Origin of the sequence: Enterobacter adelaidei, from assembly GCF_041937165.1 — a bacterium.
Classification (GTDB): Bacteria; Pseudomonadota; Gammaproteobacteria; order Enterobacterales; family Enterobacteriaceae; genus Enterobacter; species Enterobacter adelaidei.
In genome coordinates this window covers 225,139-249,261 of sequence record NZ_CP154353.1, presented here as the reverse complement: position 1 = coordinate 249,261, position 24,123 = coordinate 225,139, and the positions used below count along the sequence as shown (strand labels likewise).

The 24,123-nt window shown below is 54.4% G+C and carries 18 protein-coding genes, 3 rRNA genes and 1 riboswitch; of the genes, 8 read left to right on the top strand and 13 right to left on the bottom strand.

The genetic code is table 11. The features are described from left to right. Positions 1-177 precede the first annotated feature (177 nt). Positions 178-1,005: a glyoxylate bypass operon transcriptional repressor IclR gene (gene iclR, locus AAHF05_RS01230; protein ID WP_129325465.1), complete on the top strand. Its 828-nt coding sequence runs from the start codon at positions 178-180 to the stop codon at positions 1,003-1,005. Here the strand turns inward: iclR and aceK are convergent. The 7 genes from aceK to AAHF05_RS01195 form a co-directional block, all read right to left on the bottom strand. Then, complete coding sequence (gene aceK / locus AAHF05_RS01225) at positions 977-2,722, bottom strand: bifunctional isocitrate dehydrogenase kinase/phosphatase (protein WP_049007764.1); 1,746 nt, start codon at positions 2,720-2,722, stop codon at positions 977-979. The two genes, iclR and aceK, sit on opposite strands and share 29 nt — an antisense overlap. Before the next feature lie 50 nt (positions 2,723-2,772). Beyond that, positions 2,773-4,077, bottom strand: coding sequence for an isocitrate lyase (gene aceA, locus AAHF05_RS01220; protein ID WP_049007765.1), 1,305 nt, complete (start codon positions 4,075-4,077; stop codon positions 2,773-2,775). Between the two features lie 31 nt (positions 4,078-4,108). Beyond that, complete coding sequence (aceB, locus tag AAHF05_RS01215) at positions 4,109-5,710, bottom strand: malate synthase A (RefSeq protein ID WP_129325466.1); 1,602 nt, start codon at positions 5,708-5,710, stop codon at positions 4,109-4,111. Between the two features lie 270 nt (positions 5,711-5,980). Next, entirely contained in the window at positions 5,981-6,910 is a 930-nt protein-coding gene (gene metA, locus AAHF05_RS01210; protein ID WP_028017990.1) for a homoserine O-succinyltransferase, read from the bottom strand. A gap of 179 nt (positions 6,911-7,089) precedes the next feature. Then, positions 7,090-7,205 (bottom strand): 5S ribosomal RNA (rrf, locus tag AAHF05_RS01205). Between the two features lie 72 nt (positions 7,206-7,277). Beyond that, a 23S ribosomal RNA gene (locus AAHF05_RS01200) occupies positions 7,278-10,182 on the bottom strand. Between the two features lie 208 nt (positions 10,183-10,390). After that, a 16S ribosomal RNA gene (locus AAHF05_RS01195) occupies positions 10,391-11,930 on the bottom strand. Together the 16S, 23S and 5S rRNA genes form the textbook arrangement of a ribosomal RNA operon. 582 nt (positions 11,931-12,512) lie before the next feature. On the opposite strand from AAHF05_RS01195, the gene purH reads away from it, so the two are divergent. Both purH and purD read left to right on the top strand, forming a co-directional pair. Then, the gene (gene purH, locus AAHF05_RS01190) at positions 12,513-14,102 is read left to right on the top strand and encodes a bifunctional phosphoribosylaminoimidazolecarboxamide formyltransferase/IMP cyclohydrolase (RefSeq protein ID WP_129325403.1); all 1,590 of its coding nucleotides are present in this window, start codon (positions 12,513-12,515) and stop codon (positions 14,100-14,102) included. A 15-nt stretch (positions 14,103-14,117) separates the two neighbouring features. Then, positions 14,118-15,410, top strand: a complete 1,293-nt coding sequence (gene purD, locus AAHF05_RS01185) for a phosphoribosylamine--glycine ligase (protein ID WP_108089377.1) — start codon at positions 14,118-14,120, stop codon at positions 15,408-15,410. Positions 15,411-15,467: 57 nt separating this feature from the next. On the opposite strand, the gene AAHF05_RS01180 is transcribed toward purD, so the two are convergent. The 6 genes from AAHF05_RS01180 to nudC all read right to left on the bottom strand — a co-directional run bounded on the left by AAHF05_RS01180 (position 15,468) and on the right by nudC (position 19,820). Then, positions 15,468-16,160 (bottom strand): DUF1481 domain-containing protein, encoded by a 693-nt coding sequence (locus AAHF05_RS01180; protein ID WP_206737125.1) that lies wholly within the window; start codon positions 16,158-16,160, stop codon positions 15,468-15,470. An 11-nt stretch (positions 16,161-16,171) separates the two neighbouring features. Further along, entirely contained in the window at positions 16,172-16,444 is a 273-nt protein-coding gene (hupA, locus tag AAHF05_RS01175; protein WP_002445246.1) for a nucleoid-associated protein HU-alpha, read from the bottom strand. A 186-nt stretch (positions 16,445-16,630) separates the two neighbouring features. Next, on the bottom strand, positions 16,631-17,221 hold the full coding sequence (locus AAHF05_RS01170) for a YjaG family protein (protein ID WP_028018463.1): 591 nt from the start codon (positions 17,219-17,221) through the stop codon (positions 16,631-16,633). 41 nt (positions 17,222-17,262) lie between these two features. Further along, positions 17,263-17,934, bottom strand: a complete 672-nt coding sequence (nfi, locus tag AAHF05_RS01165) for a deoxyribonuclease V (protein ID WP_129325399.1) — start codon at positions 17,932-17,934, stop codon at positions 17,263-17,265. A 9-nt stretch (positions 17,935-17,943) separates the two neighbouring features. Continuing rightward, on the bottom strand, positions 17,944-19,008 hold the full coding sequence (hemE, locus tag AAHF05_RS01160; RefSeq protein WP_108089375.1) for a uroporphyrinogen decarboxylase: 1,065 nt from the start codon (positions 19,006-19,008) through the stop codon (positions 17,944-17,946). Positions 19,009-19,046: 38 nt separating this feature from the next. Next, on the bottom strand, positions 19,047-19,820 hold the full coding sequence (nudC, locus tag AAHF05_RS01155; protein WP_129325397.1) for an NAD(+) diphosphatase: 774 nt from the start codon (positions 19,818-19,820) through the stop codon (positions 19,047-19,049). Between the two features lie 95 nt (positions 19,821-19,915). Between nudC and AAHF05_RS01150 the strand changes: the two genes are divergently transcribed. From AAHF05_RS01150 to thiS, 5 genes are all read left to right on the top strand, one after another. Further along, complete coding sequence (locus AAHF05_RS01150) at positions 19,916-20,413, top strand: Rsd/AlgQ family anti-sigma factor (RefSeq protein WP_028018467.1); 498 nt, start codon at positions 19,916-19,918, stop codon at positions 20,411-20,413. Positions 20,414-20,467: 54 nt separating this feature from the next. Then, positions 20,468-20,581, top strand: a riboswitch (TPP riboswitch). Positions 20,582-20,659: 78 nt separating this feature from the next. Next, on the top strand, positions 20,660-22,555 hold the full coding sequence (thiC, locus tag AAHF05_RS01145) for a phosphomethylpyrimidine synthase ThiC (RefSeq protein ID WP_332618465.1): 1,896 nt from the start codon (positions 20,660-20,662) through the stop codon (positions 22,553-22,555). Further along, complete coding sequence (gene thiE / locus AAHF05_RS01140) at positions 22,555-23,190, top strand: thiamine phosphate synthase (RefSeq protein WP_129325393.1); 636 nt, start codon at positions 22,555-22,557, stop codon at positions 23,188-23,190. The genes thiC and thiE overlap by 1 nt, the downstream gene beginning before the upstream one ends. Then, complete coding sequence (locus tag AAHF05_RS01135) at positions 23,183-23,938, top strand: ThiF family adenylyltransferase (RefSeq protein WP_374936428.1); 756 nt, start codon at positions 23,183-23,185, stop codon at positions 23,936-23,938. The genes thiE and AAHF05_RS01135 overlap by 8 nt, the downstream gene beginning before the upstream one ends. Then, on the top strand, positions 23,922-24,122 hold the full coding sequence (gene thiS, locus AAHF05_RS01130; protein WP_028018471.1) for a sulfur carrier protein ThiS: 201 nt from the start codon (positions 23,922-23,924) through the stop codon (positions 24,120-24,122). The genes AAHF05_RS01135 and thiS overlap by 17 nt, the downstream gene beginning before the upstream one ends. The last annotated feature ends 1 nt before the right edge of the window (position 24,123 follow it).

The window sequence follows — 24,123 nt, the reverse complement described above, 5'->3', positions numbered from 1 at the left end:
GCTCAACAAGGCCAAAAGGCTGCATTCCATACTGGCATAATCTCGCAGGGTGGAAAAGTCACACAGGAGTAACATGAGACATGTTCACTATCACTCCTCCGATCAGTCAGGATAACGGTTGCAAATTCACCAAATAAAACGAAAATGATTTCCACGATACAGAAAAAGGAGATCGTCATGGTCGCGACCGTTCCCGCTAAACGCGGCAGAAAACCTGCTGCTACCACCACCGCACAACAGGGCGGACAGGTTCAATCGCTCACGCGCGGTTTGAAGCTGCTGGAGTGGATAGCCGAGTCGCACAATAGCGTGGCCCTGACGGAGCTGGCCCAGCAGGCTGGCCTGCCGAACTCCACAACGCATCGACTGCTGACCACCATGCAGCAGCTGGGCTTTGTCCGTCAGGTCGGTGAGCTGGGACACTGGGCTGTAGGCGCGCATGCGTTTATCGTCGGCAGCAGCTTCCTGCAAAGCCGTAATCTGCTGGCGATTGTGCACCCGATCCTGCGCAAGCTGATGGAAGATTCCGGCGAGACGGTAAACCTGGCGGTACTCGACCAGAGCGACCATCAGGCGATCATCATCGACCAGGTACAGTGTACGCAGCTGATGCGTATGTCGGCCCCCATTGGCGGCAAGCTCCCTATGCACGCCTCCGGGGCGGGGAAAGCGTTTCTGTCGCAACTGAGCGAAGAGCAGGTGACGGGGTTATTGCACCGTAAAGGGTTGCACGCCTACACCCACGCAACGCTGGTTTCGCCGGTGCATCTTAAAGAGGATCTGGCCCTGACCCGCAAACGCGGCTATTCGTTTGATGACGAGGAACATGCTCTGGGCCTGCGTTGCATTGCAGCCTGTATCTTTGACGAACACCGCGAGCCGTTCGCCGCCATCTCCATCTCCGGGCCGATTTCACGCATGACGGATGATCGCGTGACTGAGCTGGGCGCGCTGGTGATTAAGGCGGCGAAAGAGGTTACGCTGGCGTATGGTGGGATTCGTTAAACCGCACGCAAAACCGCTGCTTACGTCGATAGGCATACACATCTTCAACATGCCCATTCTTAATTCGCGTTTGCAATCCACGCCAGTAGCTGGCGTGGAACAGATCGTCGTGCATCTCTGCGAATAATGGCCCAATTCGCGGGTCAGCGCACAGCCAGTGGCGGAACTCCTCAGGAAATACATCGCCCGGCGAGACGCTGTACCACGGCTCACCGGAGAGTTCATCTTCCGGATAGCGGGGCTGCGGGATGTCGCGGAAATTCACCTCGGTCATGTAACAAATTTCATCGTAATCGTAGAACACGACGCGTCCGTGGCGGGTGACGCCGAAGTTTTTAAACAGCATATCCCCCGGGAAGATATTGGCGGCAGCAAGCTGGCGAATCGCATTGCCATACTCTTCAATGGCATCGCGAAGCGCCTGACCTTCGGACTGCTCCAGCCAGATGTTCAGGGGCACCATACGGCGTTCAATGTAGAGATGGCTAATCACAATTTTGTCACCAATATCGGTGATTTTGCCGGGTACTTCCTGCATTAAAAGCGCCATGAGTGCTGGATCGATCTGCTGCTTATCCAGCACAAAGTTTTCGAATTCCTGGGTATCGGCCATGCGTCCAACACGGTCGTGCTCTTTAACCAGCTGGTAGCAGGCGCGGACATGTGCAGCCGTCATCTCTTTCTGCGGCGCGAATTTATCTTTAATCACCTTAAAGACGCGGTCAAAACCCGGCAGGGTGAAGACCAGCATCACCATACCGCGAATGCCCGGTGCTTCGATAAACTGTTCATCCGCCGTGGTGACATAGCGCAAATACTCCCGATAGCTTTCCGTTTTGGCGTGCTTCTGACAGCCAATCGCCATATACAGCTCGGCGGTGGTTTTGCCCGGCAGGATCTCGCGCAACCATTCCACGAGCGCGGCAGGTAACGGCGCGTAGACCATAAAGTAGGAACGGGCGAAGCCAAACACAATGCTGGCCTCGGCGCTGGTGGTCAGGCAGGTATCGACAAACAGTTCGCCGTCGTCGGTGCGGTGGATCGGTAACAGAAACGGCACGATGGCTGTCGGCGTAATCAGTTTTCCCACCAGCCAGGCGGCTTTATTGCGATAGAACAGTTCATTGGCGACCTGCAAATGGCTGTGCCCAAGAACGTCCTCGCCGAAGGTTTCAGTCAGATGCGCATGGATATAACCGATATCCCGGGTTTTATTCTCCCAGGGCAAACGCAGCGGCAAGTCTGTTAATACGCGGTGCAGGAGCTTTTCCCACCCGCGATCGGGGAAGAAATCTTTCGCCAGCGGACGTGGGATGGTGCGAAAGCGTCGCTCGGGCTGGGAGCTAAAGATAAATAACCGCTCAGGAGATAATGAGCGGTGGTCAAATAACCGGCAATAGACGGAGTTAAAAAAGCTCTCCGCAATCTCGAAGCGCGGGTAATCGGGTAACAAGCGGGTGTAGTGCTCTTTCACGCGCAGTAAAAAATCCGCGTCAGGACTTTTACCCTCGGTGATACACCGCAGCTGCTCCACCACCAGACCCACATGGTGGTCGTAGAGATGGATACGCTGCTTCATGGCCTGCTGAACCGCCTGCCAGTCTGCATGTTCAAAGCGCTGCTGCGCGCCGGAGGTCACTTCCAGAAAACGGCCATACTGGGCATCGAAGCCCTGCAGAATAGTTTGGGCAATCAGTAATTCCAGACCACGCGACATATATCCCCCTCACCCCAACCCTCTCCCCGAGGGGGGAGAGGGGGAAAAGATTAGAACTGTGCTTCTTCGGTTGATCCCGTTAAGGCGGTGACGGAGGAGGTGCCGCCCTGAATAATCGTGGTCACATTATCAAAGTAGCCAGTTCCCACCTCCTGCTGGTGAGACACGAAGGTGTAGCCATCTTTACCCGCGGCAAATTCCGGCTGCTGCACCTTCTCAACGTAGTGCTTCATACCCTCACCCTGCGCATAGGCATGTGCCAGGTCGAACATGTTGAACCACATGCTGTGAATGCCTGCCAGGGTAATGAACTGGTATTTGTAGCCCATATCGGACAGCTGCTGCTGGAAGCTGGCGATGGTTTTGTCATCCAGCTTTTTCTGCCAGTTGAAGGAAGGCGAGCAGTTGTAGGCCAGCAGCTTGCCTGGGTATTTCGCGTGAATAGCATCGGCGAAGCGTTTTGCCAGCGCCAGATCCGGCGTGGAGGTTTCACACCAGACCAGGTCCGCATAAGGAGCGTACGCCAGACCACGGCTTATCGCCTGCTCAATACCGGCATGGGTACGATAGAACCCTTCGCTGGTACGTTCACCGGTAATGAACTCGCTGTCGTACGGGTCGCAATCTGAGGTAATCAGGTCAGCTGCATCCGCATCCGTACGGGCAATGACTAATGTCGGCACGCCGAGCACGTCAGCAGCCAGACGCGCCGCAACCAGCTTCTGAATCGCCTCCTGGGTCGGGACCAGCACTTTGCCGCCCATATGTCCGCATTTCTTCACTGACGCCAGCTGGTCTTCGAAGTGAACGGCCGCTGCACCGGCCTCAATCATCGATTTCATCAGCTCGAAGGCGTTCAGCACGCCACCGAAACCCGCTTCTGCATCCGCAACGATCGGCAGGAAGTAATCAACAAAGCGCGGATCGTTTGGCTCAATGCCTGCCGCCCACTGGATCTGATCCGCACGGCGGAAGGTGTTGTTGATCCGATCCACGACCGACGGTACGGAGTTAGCCGGATAGAGCGACTGATCCGGGTACATGCTGGAGGCCAGGTTAGCGTCCGCCGCGACCTGCCAGCCGGACAGGTAAATGGCTTCAATCCCCGCCTTCGCCTGCTGCAGTGCCTGACCGCCCGTCAGCGCGCCAAGGCTGTTGATGTAACCTTTTTTGGAACCACCGTGCAGCAGCTTCCACATTTTCGCCGCGCCATTTTGCGCCAGCGTGCATTCCGGATTGACCGAGCCGCGTAATTTCACCACTTCCTCCGCGCTGTACGGACGGCGGATGCCTTCCCAGCGAGGTTGTGTCCACTCTTTCTTTAATTCTTCGATTTGTTGGGTACGGGTTTTCATGTGCAGATGCTCCATATTGTTATGTGGTGAGTTACGCCAGGAAGCGGTAGCCCGGCAGGGTCAGGAAGTCGATTAAGTCATCTGATGTGGTGATTTGCTCCATCAGGCGCGCAGCGTCGTCAAAACGTCCACTGCTGAAGCGGTGTTCGCCCAGCTCGTCCTGGATCACCCGCATCTCTTCGGCCAGCATCTGGCGGAACAGGGATTTGGTTACCGGCTTACCGTTGCTGAGCGTTTTTTGATGGTGGATCCACTGCCAGATGGAGGTACGTGAGATCTCCGCCGTCGCGGCATCTTCCATCAGGCCGTAGATAGGCACACAGCCGTTGCCGGAGATCCACGCTTCGATGTATTGCACGGCAACGCGGATATTGGCACGCATACCCTCTTCGGTGCGTTCACCCGCACATGGTGCTAGCAGCTGTTCTTCAGCTGTTGGCGCATCGTCTTCACGCGTGACAAACAGCTGGTTTTTATTGTCGCCAAGCACGCGGTTGAATACCTCCATCGCGGTATCGGCCAGGCCCGGATGTGCAATCCACGTCCCGTCATGACCATTGCGTGCTTCAAGTTCTTTATCGGCTTTCACCTTGTTGAGTACCTGGCTATTACGCTCCGCATCTTTGCTTGGAATAAACGCGGCCATGCCGCCCATCGCAAAGGCACCACGCTTGTGGCAGGTTTTGATCAGCAGACGCGAGTAAGCGCTCAGGAACGGTTTATCCATGGTGACAACCTGACGATCCGGCAGTACGCGATCGGGATAATTCTTCAGGGTCTTGATGTAGCTGAAAATGTAGTCCCAGCGCCCGCAGTTCAGGCCGACAATGTGATCGCGCAGGGCATGCAGAATTTCATTCATCTGGAACACGGCAGGCAGCGTTTCAATCAGCAGCGTGGCTTTGATGGTGCCGCGCGGCAGGTTGAATCGATCTTCCGCATAACTAAACACCTCACTCCACCAGGCCGCTTCCTGCCAGGATTGGGTTTTCGGCAGATAGAAGTAAGGGCCGCTACCTTTTGCCAGCAGGTTTTTGTGGTTGTGGAAGAAATAGAGCGCGAAATCAAACAGGCTGCCCGGAATGGCTTCCCCACGCCAGGTGACGTGTTTTTCAGGCAGGTGCAGCCCGCGTACGCGGCATATCAGCACCGCCGGGTTCGGTTTGAGCTGGTAAATTTTGCCGGCTTCGTTGGTATAGCTGATGGTGCCGTTCACGGCGTCGCGCAGATTGATCTGCCCCTCAATGACCTTACGCCAGTCCGGTGCCAGAGAATCTTCAAAATCAGCCATAAAGACTTTAACGTTCGCGTTCATGGCGTTGATCACCATTTTGCGCTCTACCGGCCCCGTGATCTCAACCCGGCGATCCTGTAAATCTTCAGGGATGCCGCGGATTTTCCACTCGCCACGGCGAATGGAAGCGGTTTCCGAAATAAAACCAGGCAACTTGCCATCGTCAATTTCCTGCTGCTGATGAATGCGCGCTGCCAGCAGCTTATTACGCTGTGGCGTAAAGCGTGTTACCAGTTCAGTCAGGAATTCTACCGCTTCCGCCGTCAAAACTTGCTGTTCTTGCTCGCCATACGGCTGGGTAAAGGCCAGTTCATCGACCGTCGTTGCCTGTTGAGTCATCACTCTGCTCCTCATCAAAGATCCAAATTCACATCCCCAATGCGAACGAAAGATCGTTGTGTAGTTTTCGCTCAGCAGAATTAAGACTATCTATATTTTTTCCAAAATCAAAAACAATTTCCATTTTAATTTAATTTTAGATTCAATTTATTGATTTAATTGAAATTAAAGTTTTATTGAGTGGTGAGTGGCATTTCGGAAATAAAAAAGGCACCCGAAGGTGCCTGATCTGAATAGCTGAAACGCTTTAGGATCGTTTAGTGCAGAAGATTACTCCAGCGTCGGATTCATGTGACGCAGATCGTATGGTGTGATTTGGTAGACGTAATAGTTGAGCCAGTTCGTAAACAGCAAATTCCCGTGGCTGCGCCAGGTTGCTCTCGGTTTGTTTTGCGGATCGTTTTTCGGGAAATAGTTGTACGGAACATCCGGATTCAGACCCGCTTCGACGTCACGGAAAAACTCAGCCGCGAGGGTGTTTGGGTCATACTCGGGATGCCCAGTGACAAAAGCAATACGCTTATCTTTGCTGGCAAACAGGTAGGCATCACCATCTTCCGTTTCAGCCAGGATCTCCAGATCGGTATAATCGCGGATCAGTTGTGCCGGGAAATCGGCATAGCGAGAGTGTGGGGCAAGGAAAGTGTCATCAAATCCGCGCGTCAGTAATGCGTGTGGATGCAGAATATGATGTTCATATACGCCAGAGAGCTTTTCAGTGCGGGTTTGCTTTGGAATGCCATACAGGATATTCAGTGCCGCCTGTACCGCCCAACAGACAAAGAGCGTGGAGGTGACGTGATCTTTTGCCCACTCCAACACCTGTTTTATCTGCGGCCAGTAGGCAACATCATTGAATTCAACCAGGCCCAGTGGTGCTCCCGTTACAATCAGTCCATCGAAGTTTTCATCGCGGATGTCATCGAAGTTACAGTAGAAATTGTTCAGATGCTCAGAAGGTGTATTTCGCGACTCACGGGCATCAATTCGTAGCAGCTGGATATCAACCTGAAGCGGGGAGTTCGAAAGCAGACGAAGAAACTGGTTTTCTGTTTCGATCTTTTTTGGCATCAGATTGAGAATAAGCACCTTCAGCGGGCGAATTTCCTGACCTGTAGCGCGTGAAGCCGTCATGACAAAGACATTTTCTTCACGTAAGAAATTGACGGCTGGTAGCTCGTCCTGCACCCGAATCGGCATAACCTTATATCCTCACAGCATACGTATAAACGTTTAGACATCCAGACAGCTAACGATAACCAGAAATGATCTGAATGTCGAGTCTGCAAGTGAAAGGTGAGAAAGTTTCAAGGAGGGAATGTGTAAGATCCAAAGCAAAAAACCCCGTACCTTGTGGTACGGGGTTTTTCTTAATTGATGCCTGGCAGTTCCCTACTCTCACATGGGGAGACCCCACACTACCATCGGCGCTACGGCGTTTCACTTCTGAGTTCGGCATGGGGTCAGGTGGGACCACCGCGCTAAAGCCGCCAGGCAAATTCTGTTAATCTGTATCAGAGCTGAAATTTGATTGTCTGTCTCTTCGCCGAAACAGCTTCGGCGTTGTAAGGTTAAGCCTCACGGTTCATTAGTATCGGTTAGCTCAACGCATCGCTGCGCTTACACACCCGACCTATCAACGTCGTAGTCTTCAACGTTCCTTCAGGACCCTTAAAGGGTCAGGGAGAACTCATCTCGGGGCAAGTTTCGTGCTTAGATGCTTTCAGCACTTATCTCTTCCGCATTTAGCTACCGGGCAATGCCATTGGCATGACAACCCGAACACCAGTGATGCGTCCACTCCGGTCCTCTCGTACTAGGAGCAGCCCCCCTCAATTCTCCAGCGCCCACGGCAGATAGGGACCGAACTGTCTCACGACGTTCTAAACCCAGCTCGCGTACCACTTTAAATGGCGAACAGCCATACCCTTGGGACCTACTTCAGCCCCAGGATGTGATGAGCCGACATCGAGGTGCCAAACACCGCCGTCGATATGAACTCTTGGGCGGTATCAGCCTGTTATCCCCGGAGTACCTTTTATCCGTTGAGCGATGGCCCTTCCATTCAGAACCACCGGATCACTATGACCTGCTTTCGCACCTGCTCGAGCCGTCACTCTCGCAGTCAAGCTAGCTTATGCCATTGCACTAACCTCCTGATGTCCGACCAGGATTAGCTAACCTTCGTGCTCCTCCGTTACTCTTTGGGAGGAGACCGCCCCAGTCAAACTACCCACCAGACACTGTCCGCAACCCGGATTACGGGTCTACGTTAGAACACCAGCCATTAAAGGGTGGTATTTCAAGGTCGGCTCCACGCAGACTGGCGTCCACGCTTCAAAGCCTCCCACCTATCCTACACATCAAGGACCAGTGTTCAGTGTCAAGCTATAGTAAAGGTTCACGGGGTCTTTCCGTCTTGCCGCGGGTACACTGCATCTTCACAGCGAGTTCAATTTCACTGAGTCTCGGGTGGAGACAGCCTGGCCATCATTACGCCATTCGTGCAGGTCGGAACTTACCCGACAAGGAATTTCGCTACCTTAGGACCGTTATAGTTACGGCCGCCGTTTACCGGGGCTTCGATCAAGAGCTTCGCGTTGCCGCTAACCCCATCAATTAACCTTCCGGCACCGGGCAGGCGTCACACCGTATACGTCCACTTTCGTGTTTGCACAGTGCTGTGTTTTTAATAAACAGTTGCAGCCAGCTGGTATCTTCGACTGATTTCAGCTCCACCCGCAGGGGCTTCACCTACATATCAGCGTGCCTTCTCCCGAAGTTACGGCACCATTTTGCCTAGTTCCTTCACCCGAGTTCTCTCAAGCGCCTTGGTATTCTCTACCTGACCACCTGTGTCGGTTTGGGGTACGATTTGATGTTACCTGATGCTTAGAGGCTTTTCCTGGAAGCAGGGCATTTGTTACTTCAGCACCGTAGTGCCTCGTCATCACACCTCAGCGTTAATAAGGTACCGGATTTACCTGGAACCTCCGCCTACATGCTTAAACCGGGACAACCGTCGCCCGGCTAACATAGCCTTCTCCGTCCCCCCTTCGCAGTAACACCAAGTACAGGAATATTAACCTGTTTCCCATCGACTACGCCTTTCGGCCTCGCCTTAGGGGTCGACTCACCCTGCCCCGATTAACGTTGGACAGGAACCCTTGGTCTTCCGGCGTGCGGGCTTTTCACCCGCATTATCGTTACTTATGTCAGCATTCGCACTTCTGATACCTCCAGCACCCCTCACAGGACACCTTCAACGGCTTACAGAACGCTCCCCTACCCAACAACGCATAAGCGTCGCTGCCGCAGCTTCGGTGCATGGTTTAGCCCCGTTACATCTTCCGCGCAGGCCGACTCGACCAGTGAGCTATTACGCTTTCTTTAAATGATGGCTGCTTCTAAGCCAACATCCTGGCTGTCTGTGCCTTCCCACATCGTTTCCCACTTAACCATGACTTTGGGACCTTAGCTGGCGGTCTGGGTTGTTTCCCTCTTCACGACGGACGTTAGCACCCGCCGTGTGTCTCCCGTGATAACATTCTTCGGTATTCGTAGTTTGCATCGGGTTGGTAAGCCGGGATGGCCCCCTAGCCGAAACAGTGCTCTACCCCCGAAGATGAGTTCACGAGGCGCTACCTAAATAGCTTTCGGGGAGAACCAGCTATCTCCCGGTTTGATTGGCCTTTCACCCCCAGCCACAAGTCATCCGCTAATTTTTCAACATTAGTCGGTTCGGTCCTCCAGTTAGTGTTACCCAACCTTCAACCTGCCCATGGCTAGATCACCGGGTTTCGGGTCTATACCCTGCAACTTAACGCCCAGTTAAGACTCGGTTTCCCTTCGGCTCCCCTATACGGTTAACCTTGCTACAGAATATAAGTCGCTGACCCATTATACAAAAGGTACGCAGTCACACCCGAAGGTGCTCCCACTGCTTGTATGTACACGGTTTCAGGTTCTTTTTCACTCCCCTCGCCGGGGTTCTTTTCGCCTTTCCCTCACGGTACTGGTTCACTATCGGTCAGTCAGGAGTATTTAGCCTTGGAGGATGGTCCCCCCATATTCAGACAGGATACCACGTGTCCCGCCCTACTCTTCGAGTTCACAACCTGTGCATTTTCGTGTACGGGACTATCACCCTGTATCGTCGGACTTTCCAGACCGTTCCACTAACACACAAGCTGATTCAGACTCTGGGCTGCTCCCCGTTCGCTCGCCGCTACTGGGGGAATCTCGGTTGATTTCTTTTCCTCGGGGTACTTAGATGTTTCAGTTCCCCCGGTTCGCCTCGTTAACCTATGTATTCAGTTAACGATAGTGTGTCGAAACACACTGGGTTTCCCCATTCGGACATCGCCGGGTCAAAGGTTCATATCACCTCGCCGGCGCTTTTCGCAGATTAGCACGTCCTTCATCGCCTCTGACTGCCAGGGCATCCACCGTGTACGCTTAGTCGCTTAACCTCACAACCCGAAGATGTTTCTTTCGATTCATCATCGACTTGCGAAAATTTGAGAGACTCGAACACACCATTAAGATGTGTCGTTTCAATTTTCAGCTTGATCCAGATTTTTAAAGAGCAAAATTTCACAATGCACTTCGCAGTACATTTTGAAATTTATCATTCATCAGACAATCTGTGTGAGCACTGCAAAGGCAGGTTCTTTAAGGTAAGGAGGTGATCCAACCGCAGGTTCCCCTACGGTTACCTTGTTACGACTTCACCCCAGTCATGAATCACAAAGTGGTAAGCGCCCTCCCGAAGGTTAAGCTACCTACTTCTTTTGCAACCCACTCCCATGGTGTGACGGGCGGTGTGTACAAGGCCCGGGAACGTATTCACCGTAGCATTCTGATCTACGATTACTAGCGATTCCGACTTCATGGAGTCGAGTTGCAGACTCCAATCCGGACTACGACGCACTTTATGAGGTCCGCTTGCTCTCGCGAGGTCGCTTCTCTTTGTATGCGCCATTGTAGCACGTGTGTAGCCCTACTCGTAAGGGCCATGATGACTTGACGTCATCCCCACCTTCCTCCAGTTTATCACTGGCAGTCTCCTTTGAGTTCCCGGCCGGACCGCTGGCAACAAAGGATAAGGGTTGCGCTCGTTGCGGGACTTAACCCAACATTTCACAACACGAGCTGACGACAGCCATGCAGCACCTGTCTCAGAGTTCCCGAAGGCACCAATCCATCTCTGGAAAGTTCTCTGGATGTCAAGAGTAGGTAAGGTTCTTCGCGTTGCATCGAATTAAACCACATGCTCCACCGCTTGTGCGGGCCCCCGTCAATTCATTTGAGTTTTAACCTTGCGGCCGTACTCCCCAGGCGGTCGACTTAACGCGTTAGCTCCGGAAGCCACGCCTCAAGGGCACAACCTCCAAGTCGACATCGTTTACGGCGTGGACTACCAGGGTATCTAATCCTGTTTGCTCCCCACGCTTTCGCACCTGAGCGTCAGTCTTTGTCCAGGGGGCCGCCTTCGCCACCGGTATTCCTCCAGATCTCTACGCATTTCACCGCTACACCTGGAATTCTACCCCCCTCTACAAGACTCTAGCCTGCCAGTTTCGAATGCAGTTCCCAGGTTGAGCCCGGGGATTTCACATCCGACTTGACAGACCGCCTGCGTGCGCTTTACGCCCAGTAATTCCGATTAACGCTTGCACCCTCCGTATTACCGCGGCTGCTGGCACGGAGTTAGCCGGTGCTTCTTCTGCGGGTAACGTCAATTGCTGAGGTTATTAACCTCAGCACCTTCCTCCCCGCTGAAAGTACTTTACAACCCGAAGGCCTTCTTCATACACGCGGCATGGCTGCATCAGGCTTGCGCCCATTGTGCAATATTCCCCACTGCTGCCTCCCGTAGGAGTCTGGACCGTGTCTCAGTTCCAGTGTGGCTGGTCATCCTCTCAGACCAGCTAGGGATCGTCGCCTAGGTGAGCCGTTACCCCACCTACTAGCTAATCCCATCTGGGCACATCTGATGGCAAGAGGCCCGAAGGTCCCCCTCTTTGGTCTTGCGACGTTATGCGGTATTAGCTACCGTTTCCAGTAGTTATCCCCCTCCATCAGGCAGTTTCCCAGACATTACTCACCCGTCCGCCGCTCGTCACCCGAGAGCAAGCTCTCTGTGCTACCGCTCGACTTGCATGTGTTAGGCCTGCCGCCAGCGTTCAATCTGAGCCATGATCAAACTCTTCAATTTAAAAGTTTGATGCTCAATGTTTCTTTATTTCTAAAGAAAAGAACTTCGTAATGAATTACGTGTTCACTCGTTGAGACTTGGTATTCATTTTTCGTCCGAAGACGTTAAGAATCCATGTCACTTTGAGTGCCCACACAGATTGTCTGATAAATTGTTAAAGAGCAGTTGCAACGCGGCTTTCAGCTCACCGTTGCGAGGTGGCGTATATTACGCTTTCCTCTTTCAGAGTCAACCCGTTATTTCAGGATTTTTTCTCTCCAACCGACCGGGTTGTTTGTGAAGTGATTCACATCCGCCGTGTCGATGGAGGCGCATTATAGGGAGTTCTCCGCAGGCCGCAACCGAAAAGTTGCAAAAAAATGACTGACTGCTGCATTCCCCAGCAAAACCCCGCTTTATACCTTTTTACACACAGAGTTATCCACAATGATACGAAAAAGTGAAAATGTGCGAGCGTTGCGCAAACGTTTTCGTTAAAATGCTCGCGCTTAACAAGGATGCCCTGTCAGGTGTGTTAGATGAGTTTTTCGCTGGAAAATTCATCTAACGCTCTCTGTAATCGTGAAATCCAGGGGATTTACCATGCAACAACGTCGTCCAGTCCGCCGCGCTCTGCTCAGTGTTTCTGATAAAGCCGGTATCGTCGAATTCGCTCAGGCACTTTCTGCACGTGGTGTGGAGCTGCTTTCCACAGGCGGTACCGCTCGCCTGTTAGCAGATAAAGGTCTGTCGGTAACCGAAGTGTCCGATTACACCGGTTTCCCGGAAATGATGGATGGACGCGTCAAAACCCTGCATCCGAAAGTCCACGGCGGTATTCTTGGCCGCCGCGGTCAGGACGACGCCATTATGGAAAAACATGATATCGCGCCAATCGACATGGTCGTCGTTAACCTCTATCCGTTCGCTCAGACTGTTGCCCGCGAAGGCTGCTCGCTGGAAGATGCCGTAGAGAATATTGATATCGGCGGCCCGACCATGGTGCGCTCCGCTGCCAAGAACCATAAAGATGTGGCTATCGTGGTGAAGAGCAGCGACTACAACACCATTATTAATGAGATGGATGCCAACGAAGGGTCACTGACTCTGCAAACGCGTTTCGATCTCGCCATCAAAGCATTCGAACACACCGCTGCATACGACAGCATGATCGCCAACTACTTCGGTAGCCTGGTGCCGGCTTACCACGGTGAAAGCAAAGATCCTTCAGGCCGCTTCCCGCGCACCCTGAACCTGAACTTCATTAAGAAGCAGGATATGCGTTATGGTGAGAACAGCCACCAGCAGGCAGCCTTCTATATAGAAGAAGAGGTCAAAGAAGCCTCGGTTGCTACCGCTCAACAGGTTCAGGGCAAAGCGCTTTCCTATAACAACATCGCTGACACCGATGCTGCGCTGGAATGTGTGAAAGAGTTCAGTGAGCCTGCCTGCGTTATCGTCAAGCACGCCAACCCATGCGGCGTCGCGGTAAGTAGTTCTATTCTGGATGCCTACGATCGCGCCTACAAAACCGACCCGACCTCCGCGTTCGGCGGTATTATCGCCTTCAACCGCGAGCTGGATGCTGAAACGGCACAGGCCATCATCTCCCGTCAGTTTGTCGAAGTGATCATCGCGCCATCCGCATCTGAAGAAGCGCTGAAAATCACCTCTGCAAAACAGAACGTGCGCGTGCTGGTTTGCGGCCAGTGGGCTGAGCGTGTACCAGGCCTGGACTTCAAACGCGTGAACGGCGGTCTGCTGGTTCAGGACCGCGACCTGGGTATGGTGACAGAAGCCGACCTGCGCGTGGTGACCAAACGTCAACCAACCGAGCAGGAACTGCGTGACGCGCTGTTCTGCTGGAAAGTGGCGAAATTCGTGAAATCCAACGCCATTGTCTACGCGAAAGAGAACATGACCATCGGGATAGGTGCAGGCCAGATGAGCCGTGTCTACTCTGCAAAAATTGCCGGGATTAAAGCAGGTGATGAAGGTCTGGAAGTGAAAGGCTCCGCCATGGCGTCTGACGCCTTCTTCCCGTTCCGTGACGGTATCGATGCTGCCGCAGCAGTAGGTATCACCTGTGTGATCCAGCCTGGCGGTTCCATTCGTGATGACGAAGTGATTGCCGCTGCCGATGAACACGGTATTGCGATGATCTTCACCGACATGCGTCACTTCCGCCATTAATTCCCGGAGCAGAAAATGAAAGTATTAGTGATTGGTAACGGCGGACGCGAGCACGCGCTGGCGTGGAAAGCGGCACAGTCTCCGCTGGTGAAAACCGTCTTTGTGGCACCGGGCAACGCCGGTACGGCGCTGGAGCCTGCGCTGCAGAACGTGGCTATCGGCGTGACCGATATTCCAGCACTGCTGAGCTTTGCCCAGAACGAGAAAATCGATCTGACCATCGTCGGCCCGGAAGCGCCGCTGGTGATTGGCGTGGTGGATGCGTTCCGCGCAGCCGGCCTTAAAATCTTCGGGCCAACCGAAGGTGCAGCACAGCTCGAAGGCTCCAAAGCCTTCACCAAAGATTTCCTCGCGCGTCACAACATCCCGACGGCGGAATATCAGAACTTCACGGAAGTTGAGCCAGCCCTGGCTTATCTGCGTGAAAAAGGCGCGCCGATTGTCATTAAGGCCGACGGCCTGGCTGCCGGTAAAGGCGTTATCGTGGCGATGACTCTCGAAGAAGCGGAGGCCGCGGTGCAGGACATGCTGGCAGGCAACGCATTCGGCGACGCAGGCCATCGCATCGTGATCGAAGAGTTCCTCGATGGTGAAGAGGCGAGCTTCATTGTAATGGTCGACGGCGAGCACGTTCTGCCGATGGCTACCAGCCAGGATCATAAACGCGTAGGCAATGCGGATACCGGCCCGAACACCGGCGGTATGGGCGCTTACTCGCCCGCTCCGGTCGTGACTGACGAAGTGCATCAGCGCACGATGGATCGCATCATCTGGCCAACCGTAAAAGGTATGGCAGCAGAAGGGAATACTTACACCGGTTTCCTCTATGCGGGTCTGATGATCGATAAACAGGGTAACCCGAAGGTCATCGAGTTCAACTGCCGCTTTGGCGATCCAGAAACTCAGCCAATCATGCTGCGCATGAAATCCGATCTGGTCGATCTGTGCCTGGCAGCCTGTGAAGGTAAGCTGGATGAGAAAACGTCCGAATGGGACGAACGTGCATCTCTGGGCGTGGTGATTGCCGCTGGCGGCTATCCGGGCAATTACAACACCGGAGACGAGATCCACGGTCTGCCGCTGGAAGAGATCGAAGGCAGTAAAGTGTTCCATGCGGGTACGAAACTGTCTGACGACGATCGCGTACTGACCAACGGTGGCCGCGTGCTGTGTGCGACCGCGTTGGGTCATAGCGTTGCAGAAGCACAGAAGCGCGCCTATGCGCTGATGGCGGATATTCACTGGAACGGTAGCTTTAGCCGTCAGGATATCGGCTATCGCGCGATTGCGCGTGAGCAAGGGGAGTAACGGAACCGTCTGTTACACTCACCCAACTCCTCTCCCTCAAGGGAGAGGGGATTTACGTCAGAAACTTTTTTCTGTCGGCTGCCAGGTGCAGAAGTCTTCGTTCGCCACCAGCAGCAGCTGAGAACCTTCCGGTGCTTCAAGCCACGCCACACTCACCTCCATAGATGAATGACGCTGACGGCGTTCAATATGTTCGGTTGCCCAGGATTCAAGCTCAGGCTTCACTGTCTGCCCTTCGCAAGTTGTTACCGTCCCATCGGCGTGCCAGCGCCCCTGGCGCAGTACAACGCGTCCCTGACGCAGCGCATCGCTGGTCTGGCGGATCTGTTCAGCACGATAACGATAGAGAGCAATTTGATCGCTGGAAAGCTGCTGTTTTTGACCACTCACTTCACGCTGCATAAAGCTCAGCTCGCCATGGTCATCAAAACGCACTTTCACATGTTCAGGGGTCTTACTGTAGACGTTCAGTTCGATCAGCGACAGGTCATCGCCCTGCCAGCGATACTCCGCGGTCGAGGTATTGCCGTTATGCCACGGGCTAAAAGCAGAAAGCAGATGGACTTCACCGCCGGAATCTTTGCGCCATATTCTGACTGCCCCCTGGTTGTCAGCGTAGCCGCTGGCGGTAAACGGTGGTAGAGAGGAGTCATGACTACAGGCTGACAGCAACAGCACGCCCGCTAACGTGAGCGCACCACGCCAGACAGACAAAAGGGGCGTTACCGCCCCTTCGTTAAAACTGTTCACTGCCACGCGTCTTACTTAACAGCGTCTTTCAGAGCTTTACCAGAAACGAATGCTGGCACGTTAGCTGCGGCGATTTTGATTTCTTTACCGGTCTGCGGGTTGCGGCCAGTGCGCTCAGCACGGTGGTTCACTTTGAAGGTACCGAAACCAACCAGTTGTACAGCATCGCCTTCTTTCAGAGACTCAGTAATTGCAGCCAGGGTAGATTCCAGAGCAGCTTTAGCCTGCACTTTAGACAGATCAGCCTTGTCCGCAATTACATCAATCAGTTGAGTCTTGTTCATAAGTTATCCTTTCAATGTGTTTATCGCTTGCTAAGCATCGAGTGCGACGAAAATGCCAAAAAAGCACTCTCCTGCATACACGCACCGATAGCCACTTTTTTTCGCCCCCCAAATGTAGACCAGACAAGGGGCGAAAGGGAAGAGTCGAGGAGCGACAAAACGGGCGTTATCTCAAGTTTTATTGTCTCATTGGTTAAAAATTATACCAATATTGCTCTCACCGGCCTCACGTAAGTCCGCGCGCAGCCCTTTTATCAGCTCAATATCGCGCTCTTCACACTCTGCCAGTAGGCGGAAAATTTCCCACTGAATGTCCCATTCTTGTTCTACCGCCGGGTTAGCACGCAGCTCTTCGTCGGTCATTTCACGACCTTCCTGAGTCATTTCCAGCATCGCAACGGTCGTAATCGATGCCTTACTGACTTCGATAGCATGCTCCAGCGTTTCACCACTCAGGCGGGAGTGAATCAACTCGCTTAACGCCACACAGGCATCGATCGCCGGATAGACACCGTACAGGTCAAAATCATCCGCAACCGGAATCGCCTCTTCCAGCTTTTCGAGCTGAGAGTCGAAATTCACCTTCGCGTCTTTCACCGTCAGCGTTTCCCAGATCAGATCCAGAATTCGGCGATAAATATGACCATCACCAAAGCCCGTCTGCTTGCAGAACGCGGCATAGTTGGGATACATGCGCTCGCACAGGCAAGCCATAAAGGTGACGTGCTGCCAGCTTTCCAGCTTCTCAAGGCGCAGGTGAATCGGGTTTTGTAACATGATGATCTCTCGAATCGAAAATTAGGCGCAGTTTACCTGAATCATCGCTGAATTTCCTGCCAACGAACAAAAGCCGGGCGTGAAGAAGCCACCGCATCAGCCCAGCGCGTCGGCTCTGGTAACCGGTAACCCTTCATACAGCGCTGCACCCACCCCAGAGCGCTATCCATGCTCACCCGATGTCCGGTGGCAATAAACAGCGGGTTACAGCGGGCTTTGCTGCGCCATACCCACGCCAGTTGTTCACCTTTATCAATGAGCGGCACCAGCGCGCCAGGCTCGGCAGAAAGCGGTTCAAACGCGCCGCACAAGCGTTTCTTAGCTACGCCGATGGTGGGAACATCCACCAGCAGGCCAAAGTGGCTGGCCACGCCTAAACGGCGCGGATGCGAAATACCGTGCCCATCGACAAACAGCAGGTCAGGTTTTTGCGAGAGCTGTTCCCACGCTGCCAGCAGCGCGGGGTATTCGCGGAAGGAGAGAAAGCCCGGGATGTACGGCATGGTGGTGGCAATACGCGCCACTTTGTACTCCACCAGCTCAAGCGAGGGATATTTCAGTACCACCATCGCCGCTCGCGTCACGTCCCCACCCTGCTCAAACCCGACGTCAGCTCCACCGATAAACTGCGGGGGATCCTTATCCAGACGATCCTCGCGGATCACGGATGAAGCCAGTTCAATTTGTTGGGCGCGTAATGACGCGAGATCCATAGCGATTCCTTACTTGTGGTATTGCGCAGAGAGTCGGTGTACCGCCTCCACAAACGCGCCAGCGTGTTCTGGCGGCACGTCCTGATGAATACCATGCCCGAGGTTAAAGACGTGCCCTTCGCCCTGGCCGAAACCGGCGAGAATGGTTGCCACCTCTTCTTCAATGCGAGCCGGCTGTGCATAAAGCATGGACGGATCCATATTGCCCTGCAGCGCCACCTTGTCACCCACGCGACGGCGCGCATCGGCAATATCGGTTGTCCAGTCGAGACCCAGCGCGTCACATCCCGTTGCAGCCATCGCCTCCAGCCACTGACCGCCGCCTTTGGTGAACAAGGTCACCGGCACGCGGCGGCCTTCGTTTTCACGCAGCAGGCCATCAACGATCTTGTGCATGTAATAGAGCGAAAACTGCTGATAATCGCGTCCGGTGAGTACGCCGCCCCAGGTGTCGAAAATCATCACCGACTGTGCGCCCGCTTTAATCTGTGCGTTGAGGTAGAGCGTGACGCTCTTCGCCAGCTTGTCGAGCAGCGCATGCAACGCCAGCGGCTCCGCGTACATCATCTTTTTAATCACGGTGAAAGCCTTGCTGCTGCCACCTTCAACCATGTAAGTCGCCAGCGTCCACGGACTGCCAGAGAAACCGATCAGCGGCACTTCACCTTTCAGCTCATGGCGAATGGTGCGCACGGCATTCATCACATAGCCCAGTTCATCTTCAGGATCGGGAACAGGCAGCTTGTCGACGTCGGCTTTGCTTTTGATTGGGGAGGTGAAACGTGGACCTTCACCGGTTTCAAAATAGAGCCCAAGGCCCATCGCATCCGGGATGGTCAGAATATCCGAGAAGAGGATCGCAGCATCCAGCGGGAAGCGGCGCAGCGGCTGGAGCGTCACTTCACAGGCCAGCTCAGCGTTTTTGCACAGCGACATAAAATCGCCTGCCTGCGCGCGCGTGGCTTTGTACTCTGGCAGATAGCGTCCCGCCTGGCGCATCATCCACACCGGGGTGACATCAACGGGCTGGCGCAGCAGCGCACGCAGATAACGATCGTTCTTCAGTTCGGTCATTTTTGCAGTTCCTTAAGCGTCATGGCCTCAGTGTAACACTACTCATACTCAGCCCGACACATTGCCACAGTATCTTCTATTAGCCGACGCGCCACCGTACCTGGCGGCGGTAACAGAGGTAAATCGTCATACCGATACCAGTTCGCTTCCAGTAACTCTTTCTGGTCGATGACGATATCCCCGCTATCATATTCGGCCATAAATGCCGTCATTAATGACTGCGGGAACGGCCACGGCTGGGAGGTAACATAGCGCAGGTTCTTCACTTTAATCCCGCTCTCCTCCATCACTTCGCGCGCCACCGCCTGCTCCAGCGTTTCGCCCACTTCGACAAACCCGGCCAGCACAGTGTGAATGCCGTTGCGGTGACGGGTATGCTGCGCCAGCAGGATAGAATCCTCGCGACGGATAGCGACGATAATGCACGGCGCAATCTGCGGATAGTAGCGTTCACGGCAGTGGCTGCAGAGCATCGCCCACTCGGTTTTGCTCGGGTGCATGGTATGCCCGCAGTAACCGCAGTATTTATGCGAACGATAAAACTCCGCCAGCTGTACACCACGGCCCGCCAGCTGGAACAGCCCCACATCCAGATCCAGCACCTGACGAACCGATCCCATGTCCTGACGTCGAGCCTGCTGGACCATCCACACGGGATCGCCCTGCCACTCACCGATCCTCAGTGCAGGTTGACCAACAAGATCGAATTTTTCCGCCGTACCATAGGGAATTTCCCCGACGGGGAGCCATAATTTTTGTTCGTGACTGACGATCCACCAACCAAGATCTGATTTTTCAATAATACGATCCATATCTATTGCACTACCTTCGCTTCACTGACATGTTGTTAGCATTGTGGTTACATTTTGGATAAGCAGATTCAATTCTAAACTTTGCGGAGTCGAACATGTTAAACCAGCTAGAAAGCCTGACTGAGCGCGTTAGAGGAAGTAACAAACTGGTGGATCGCTGGCTACATGTGCGCAAGCATCTACTCGTGGCTTATTACAATCTGGTCGGTATTAAGCCTGGCAAAGAATCGTTTATGCGTCTGAATGAAAAAGCGCTGGATGATTTTTGTCAGAGCCTGGTCGACTACCTGTCCGACGGCCATTTCAATATTTATGAACGCATTATCCGCGAAATGGAAGGGACTACGCCGTATTTAGCGGCCAGCAAACTCTATCCGCTGCTGGAAGCCAATACCCAGCAGATTATGGACTACTACGATTCCACGCTTGAGAATGCGATCGATCACGATAACTATCTTGAGTTTCAGCAGGCGCTTTCCGACCTTGGCGAAGCGCTGGAAGAGCGATTCACACTGGAAGATAAGCTGATCGCCCTCGTGCTGGATAGCAATCTCAGTGCCAGCAACGAAGATAACATCGCGCGCCCTGCTTGAGTTCTTAATCGTTAACGAGTAATTTACAAACATTCGCCCCTCTCACGAGGGGGATTTTTCTTGTCGGAGTGCCCAGCGTTTGCAAAAACGCGGGCTGAGACCGTTAATTCGGGATCCGCGGAACCTGATCAGGCTAATACCTGCGAAGGGAACAAGAGTCACACTGCTGTTGAATCGCCTGCGGGCGATCTTCTCTTGCTTCATCCGTCGTCTGACAAGCCATGTCCTTCACTTTTGGAATGAGCTATGTCTACCACTAAACTGACCCGCCGCGAACAGCGCGCACACGCCCAGCAATTCATTGATACCCTGGAAGGCACCGCTTTCCCGAACTCGAAACGCATCTACATCACCGGCTCTCAGGCGGATATCCGCGTGCCGATGCGTGAAATTCAGCTTAGCCCAACGCTTATCGGCGGCAGCAAAGATAACCCACAGTATGAAGACAACGAGGCTGTGCCGGTGTATGACACCTCCGGTCCCTACGGTGACCCTGAAATTGCCATCAACGTTCAGAAAGGCCTGGCTAAGCTGCGCCAACCGTGGATCGACGCCCGCCTGGACAGCGAGGAGCTAAACGAGCAAAGTTCTGCCTATACCAAAGAGCGCCTGGCCGACGACGGTCTGGACGAGCTGCGCTTCACCGGCCTGCTGACACCGAAACGCGCTAAAGCGGGCAAATGCGTGACCCAGTTGCACTACGCGCGTCAGGGGATCGTCACCCCCGAAATGGAGTTCATCGCCATCCGCGAAAACATGGGCCGTGAGCGCATCCGTAGCGAAATTCTGCGCCACCAGCATCCGGGGGAAGGTTTTGGCGCTCGCCTGCCGGAAAACATTACGCCGGAATTTGTGCGTGACGAAGTCGCCGCTGGCCGCGCGATTATCCCTGCCAACATCAATCACCCGGAATCTGAGCCAATGATTATCGGCCGTAATTTCCTGGTGAAGGTCAACGCTAACATCGGTAACTCGGCCGTTACTTCGTCTATCGAAGAAGAGGTGGAAAAACTGGTCTGGTCGACGCGCTGGGGTGCGGACACGGTGATGGACCTCTCCACTGGCCGTTATATTCACGAAACCCGTGAATGGATCCTGCGTAACAGCCCGGTTCCTATCGGGACGGTACCTGTGTATCAGGCGCTGGAGAAGGTCAACGGCATTGCCGAAGATCTTACCTGGGAGGCCTTCCGCGACACGTTACTGGAACAGGCTGAACAGGGCGTAGACTACTTCACTATTCACGCAGGTGTACTGCTGCGCTACGTGCCGATGACGGCGAAACGTCTGACCGGCATCGTCTCGCGCGGCGGTTCGATCATGGCGAAGTGGTGTCTGTCCCATCATCAGGAAAACTTCCTCTACGAACACTTCCGTGAGATTTGCGAAATCTGCGCCGCGTACGATGTCTCTCTGTCGCTGGGCGACGGTCTGCGTCCTGGCTCCATCCGCGATGCCAATGACGAAGCGCAGTTTGCCGAATTGCACACGCTGGGTGAACTCACCAAAATCGCCTGGGAATATGACGTACAGGTGATGATTGAAGGCCCGGGACATGTGCCAATGCAGATGATCCGTCGCAACATGACTGAAGAGCTGGAGCACTGCCACGAAGCGCCGTTCTACACCCTCGGGCCATTGACCACCGATATCGCGCCGGGCTATGACCATTTCACCTCCGGGATTGGTGCGGCAATGATTGGCTGGTTCGGCTGCGCCATGCTCTGCTACGTCACGCCGAAAGAGCACCTCGGCCTGCCAAACAAAGAAGATGTAAAACTGGGTCTGATCACCTACAAGATTGCCGCCCACGCAGCCGATCTGGCGAAAGGCCACCCGGGCGCGCAAATCCGTGATAACGCCATGTCGAAAGCACGCTTCGAATTCCGCTGGGAAGATCAGTTCAACCTGGCGCTCGACCCATTCACTGCTCGCGCCTATCACGACGAAACACTGCCGCAGGAATCAGGCAAAGTGGCACACTTCTGCTCCATGTGCGGGCCGAAATTCTGCTCGATGAAAATCAGCCAGGAGGTACGTGACTACGCTGCCGCACAAACCATTGAAGTGGGCATGGCGGATATGTCAGAAACCTTCCGCGCCAAAGGCGGTGAAATCTACCTCAAAAAAGAGGAGGCGTAATGTACCAGCCCGATTTCCCACCTGTGCCCTTTCGTTTAGGGCTCTATCCGGTGGTGGATAGCGTGGAATGGATAGAGCGCCTGCTTGCGGCGGGCGTTCGTACGCTCCAGCTACGCATTAAAGATAAACACGATGAAGAGGTAGAGGCGGATGTGGTTTCTGCCATCGCGCTAGGGCGTCGCTATGACGCTCGCCTGTTTATCAACGACTACTGGCGACTGGCGATCAAACATCAGGCTTACGGCGTACATCTGGGTCAGGAAGACCTTGAGACAACCGACCTCAATGCGATCCGCGACGCAGGGCTACGTCTGGGGGTGTCAACGCATGACGATATGGAAATCGACGTCGCGCTGACCGCCCGCCCCTCTTACATCGCCCTCGGCCACGTATTCCCGACGCAAACCAAGCAGATGCCCTCCGCACCGCAAGGTCTGGCGCAGCTGGCGAGCCACGTTGAACGCCTTGCCGATTATCCCACCGTTGCCATCGGCGGCATTAGCCTTGAACGTGCCCCGGCGGTGCTGGAGACCGGGGTCGGCAGCATTGCCGTCGTCAGCGCCATTACCCAGGCCGCAGACTGGCAGTCGGCTACCGAGCAGCTGTTACAGCTGGCAGGAGCAGGCGATGAATGATCGTGATTTTATGCGCTACAGCCGTCAGCTTCTGCTGGAGGATATCGCCATTGACGGACAGCAAAAGCTGCTCGCCAGCCGGGTTCTGATTGTGGGTCTGGGCGGGTTAGGAGCCCCTGCCGCGCTCTATCTGGCAGGGGCGGGCGTCGGCACGCTGGTACTGGCCGATGACGACGAGGTTCACCTCAGCAACCTGCAACGGCAAATTCTCTTTACCACCGAGGATATTAACCAGCCTAAAGCGCAAATCACCCGCCAGCGGCTGAACCAGCTTAACCCGGACATCGAACTGATTGCCCTACAGCAACGGCTCAGCGGTGAAAGCCTGCAACGCGAAGTTGCCCTGGCCGACGTGGTGCTGGACTGCACCGACAATATGGCGACGCGTCAGGCGATCGACGCCGCCTGCGTGGCAAATAATACGCCGCTTATCACCGCCAGCGCGGTGGGTTTCGGCGGGCAGATGATGGTCCTGACTCCGCCGTGGTCGCAGGGCTGCTATCGCTGCCTGTGGCCGGATGATGCCGAGCCAACGCGCAATTGCCGGACGGCGGGCATTCTTGGTCCGGTGGTCGGCGTGATGGGCACAATGCAGGCGCTGGAAGCTATCAAGCTGCTTAGCGGCATGGAGACGGAACGCAATACGCTGCGCTTGTTTGATGCCCGCTCCAGCGGCTGGCGACAGCTGGCGCTTCACCGTGCCAGCCACTGCCCGGTATGCGGAGGCCACGATGCGCATTCTGTTTAACGATGAGCCGATGAGCTGCGACGACGGGCTTACCGTTGCCGTTTTGCTCGATAAATTACGTCAGCTTAAACCAGGCACGGCGCTGGCGCTCAATCAACAGATCCTGCCGCGCGAGCAGTGGGAGCTTCAGCAGGTCAATGAAGGTGATCAGATCCTGCTGTTTCAGGTTATCGCAGGGGGCTGAG

Excerpts from the sequence above, each read along its gene's own strand:
- aceB (WP_129325466.1), bottom strand. The coding sequence starts at position 5,710 with ATGACTCAACAGGCAACGACGGTCGATGAACTGGCCTTTACCCAGCCG.
- hupA (WP_002445246.1), bottom strand. The coding sequence starts at position 16,444 with ATGAACAAGACTCAACTGATTGATGTAATTGCGGACAAGGCTGATCTG.
- AAHF05_RS01150 (WP_028018467.1), top strand. The coding sequence starts at position 19,916 with ATGTTAAACCAGCTAGAAAGCCTGACTGAGCGCGTTAGAGGAAGTAAC.
- thiS (WP_028018471.1), top strand. The coding sequence starts at position 23,922 with ATGCGCATTCTGTTTAACGATGAGCCGATGAGCTGCGACGACGGGCTT.
- metA (WP_028017990.1), bottom strand. The coding sequence starts at position 6,910 with ATGCCGATTCGGGTGCAGGACGAGCTACCAGCCGTCAATTTCTTACGT.
- iclR (WP_129325465.1), top strand. The coding sequence starts at position 178 with ATGGTCGCGACCGTTCCCGCTAAACGCGGCAGAAAACCTGCTGCTACC.
- purH (WP_129325403.1), top strand. The coding sequence starts at position 12,513 with ATGCAACAACGTCGTCCAGTCCGCCGCGCTCTGCTCAGTGTTTCTGAT.
- purD (WP_108089377.1), top strand. The coding sequence starts at position 14,118 with ATGAAAGTATTAGTGATTGGTAACGGCGGACGCGAGCACGCGCTGGCG.
- nfi (WP_129325399.1), bottom strand. The coding sequence starts at position 17,934 with ATGGATCTCGCGTCATTACGCGCCCAACAAATTGAACTGGCTTCATCC.
- AAHF05_RS01170 (WP_028018463.1), bottom strand. The coding sequence starts at position 17,221 with ATGTTACAAAACCCGATTCACCTGCGCCTTGAGAAGCTGGAAAGCTGG.
- thiE (WP_129325393.1), top strand. The coding sequence starts at position 22,555 with ATGTACCAGCCCGATTTCCCACCTGTGCCCTTTCGTTTAGGGCTCTAT.
- hemE (WP_108089375.1), bottom strand. The coding sequence starts at position 19,008 with ATGACCGAACTGAAGAACGATCGTTATCTGCGTGCGCTGCTGCGCCAG.
- nudC (WP_129325397.1), bottom strand. The coding sequence starts at position 19,820 with ATGGATCGTATTATTGAAAAATCAGATCTTGGTTGGTGGATCGTCAGT.
- AAHF05_RS01135 (WP_374936428.1), top strand. The coding sequence starts at position 23,183 with ATGAATGATCGTGATTTTATGCGCTACAGCCGTCAGCTTCTGCTGGAG.
- aceA (WP_049007765.1), bottom strand. The coding sequence starts at position 4,077 with ATGAAAACCCGTACCCAACAAATCGAAGAATTAAAGAAAGAGTGGACA.
- thiC (WP_332618465.1), top strand. The coding sequence starts at position 20,660 with ATGTCTACCACTAAACTGACCCGCCGCGAACAGCGCGCACACGCCCAG.
- aceK (WP_049007764.1), bottom strand. The coding sequence starts at position 2,722 with ATGTCGCGTGGTCTGGAATTACTGATTGCCCAAACTATTCTGCAGGGC.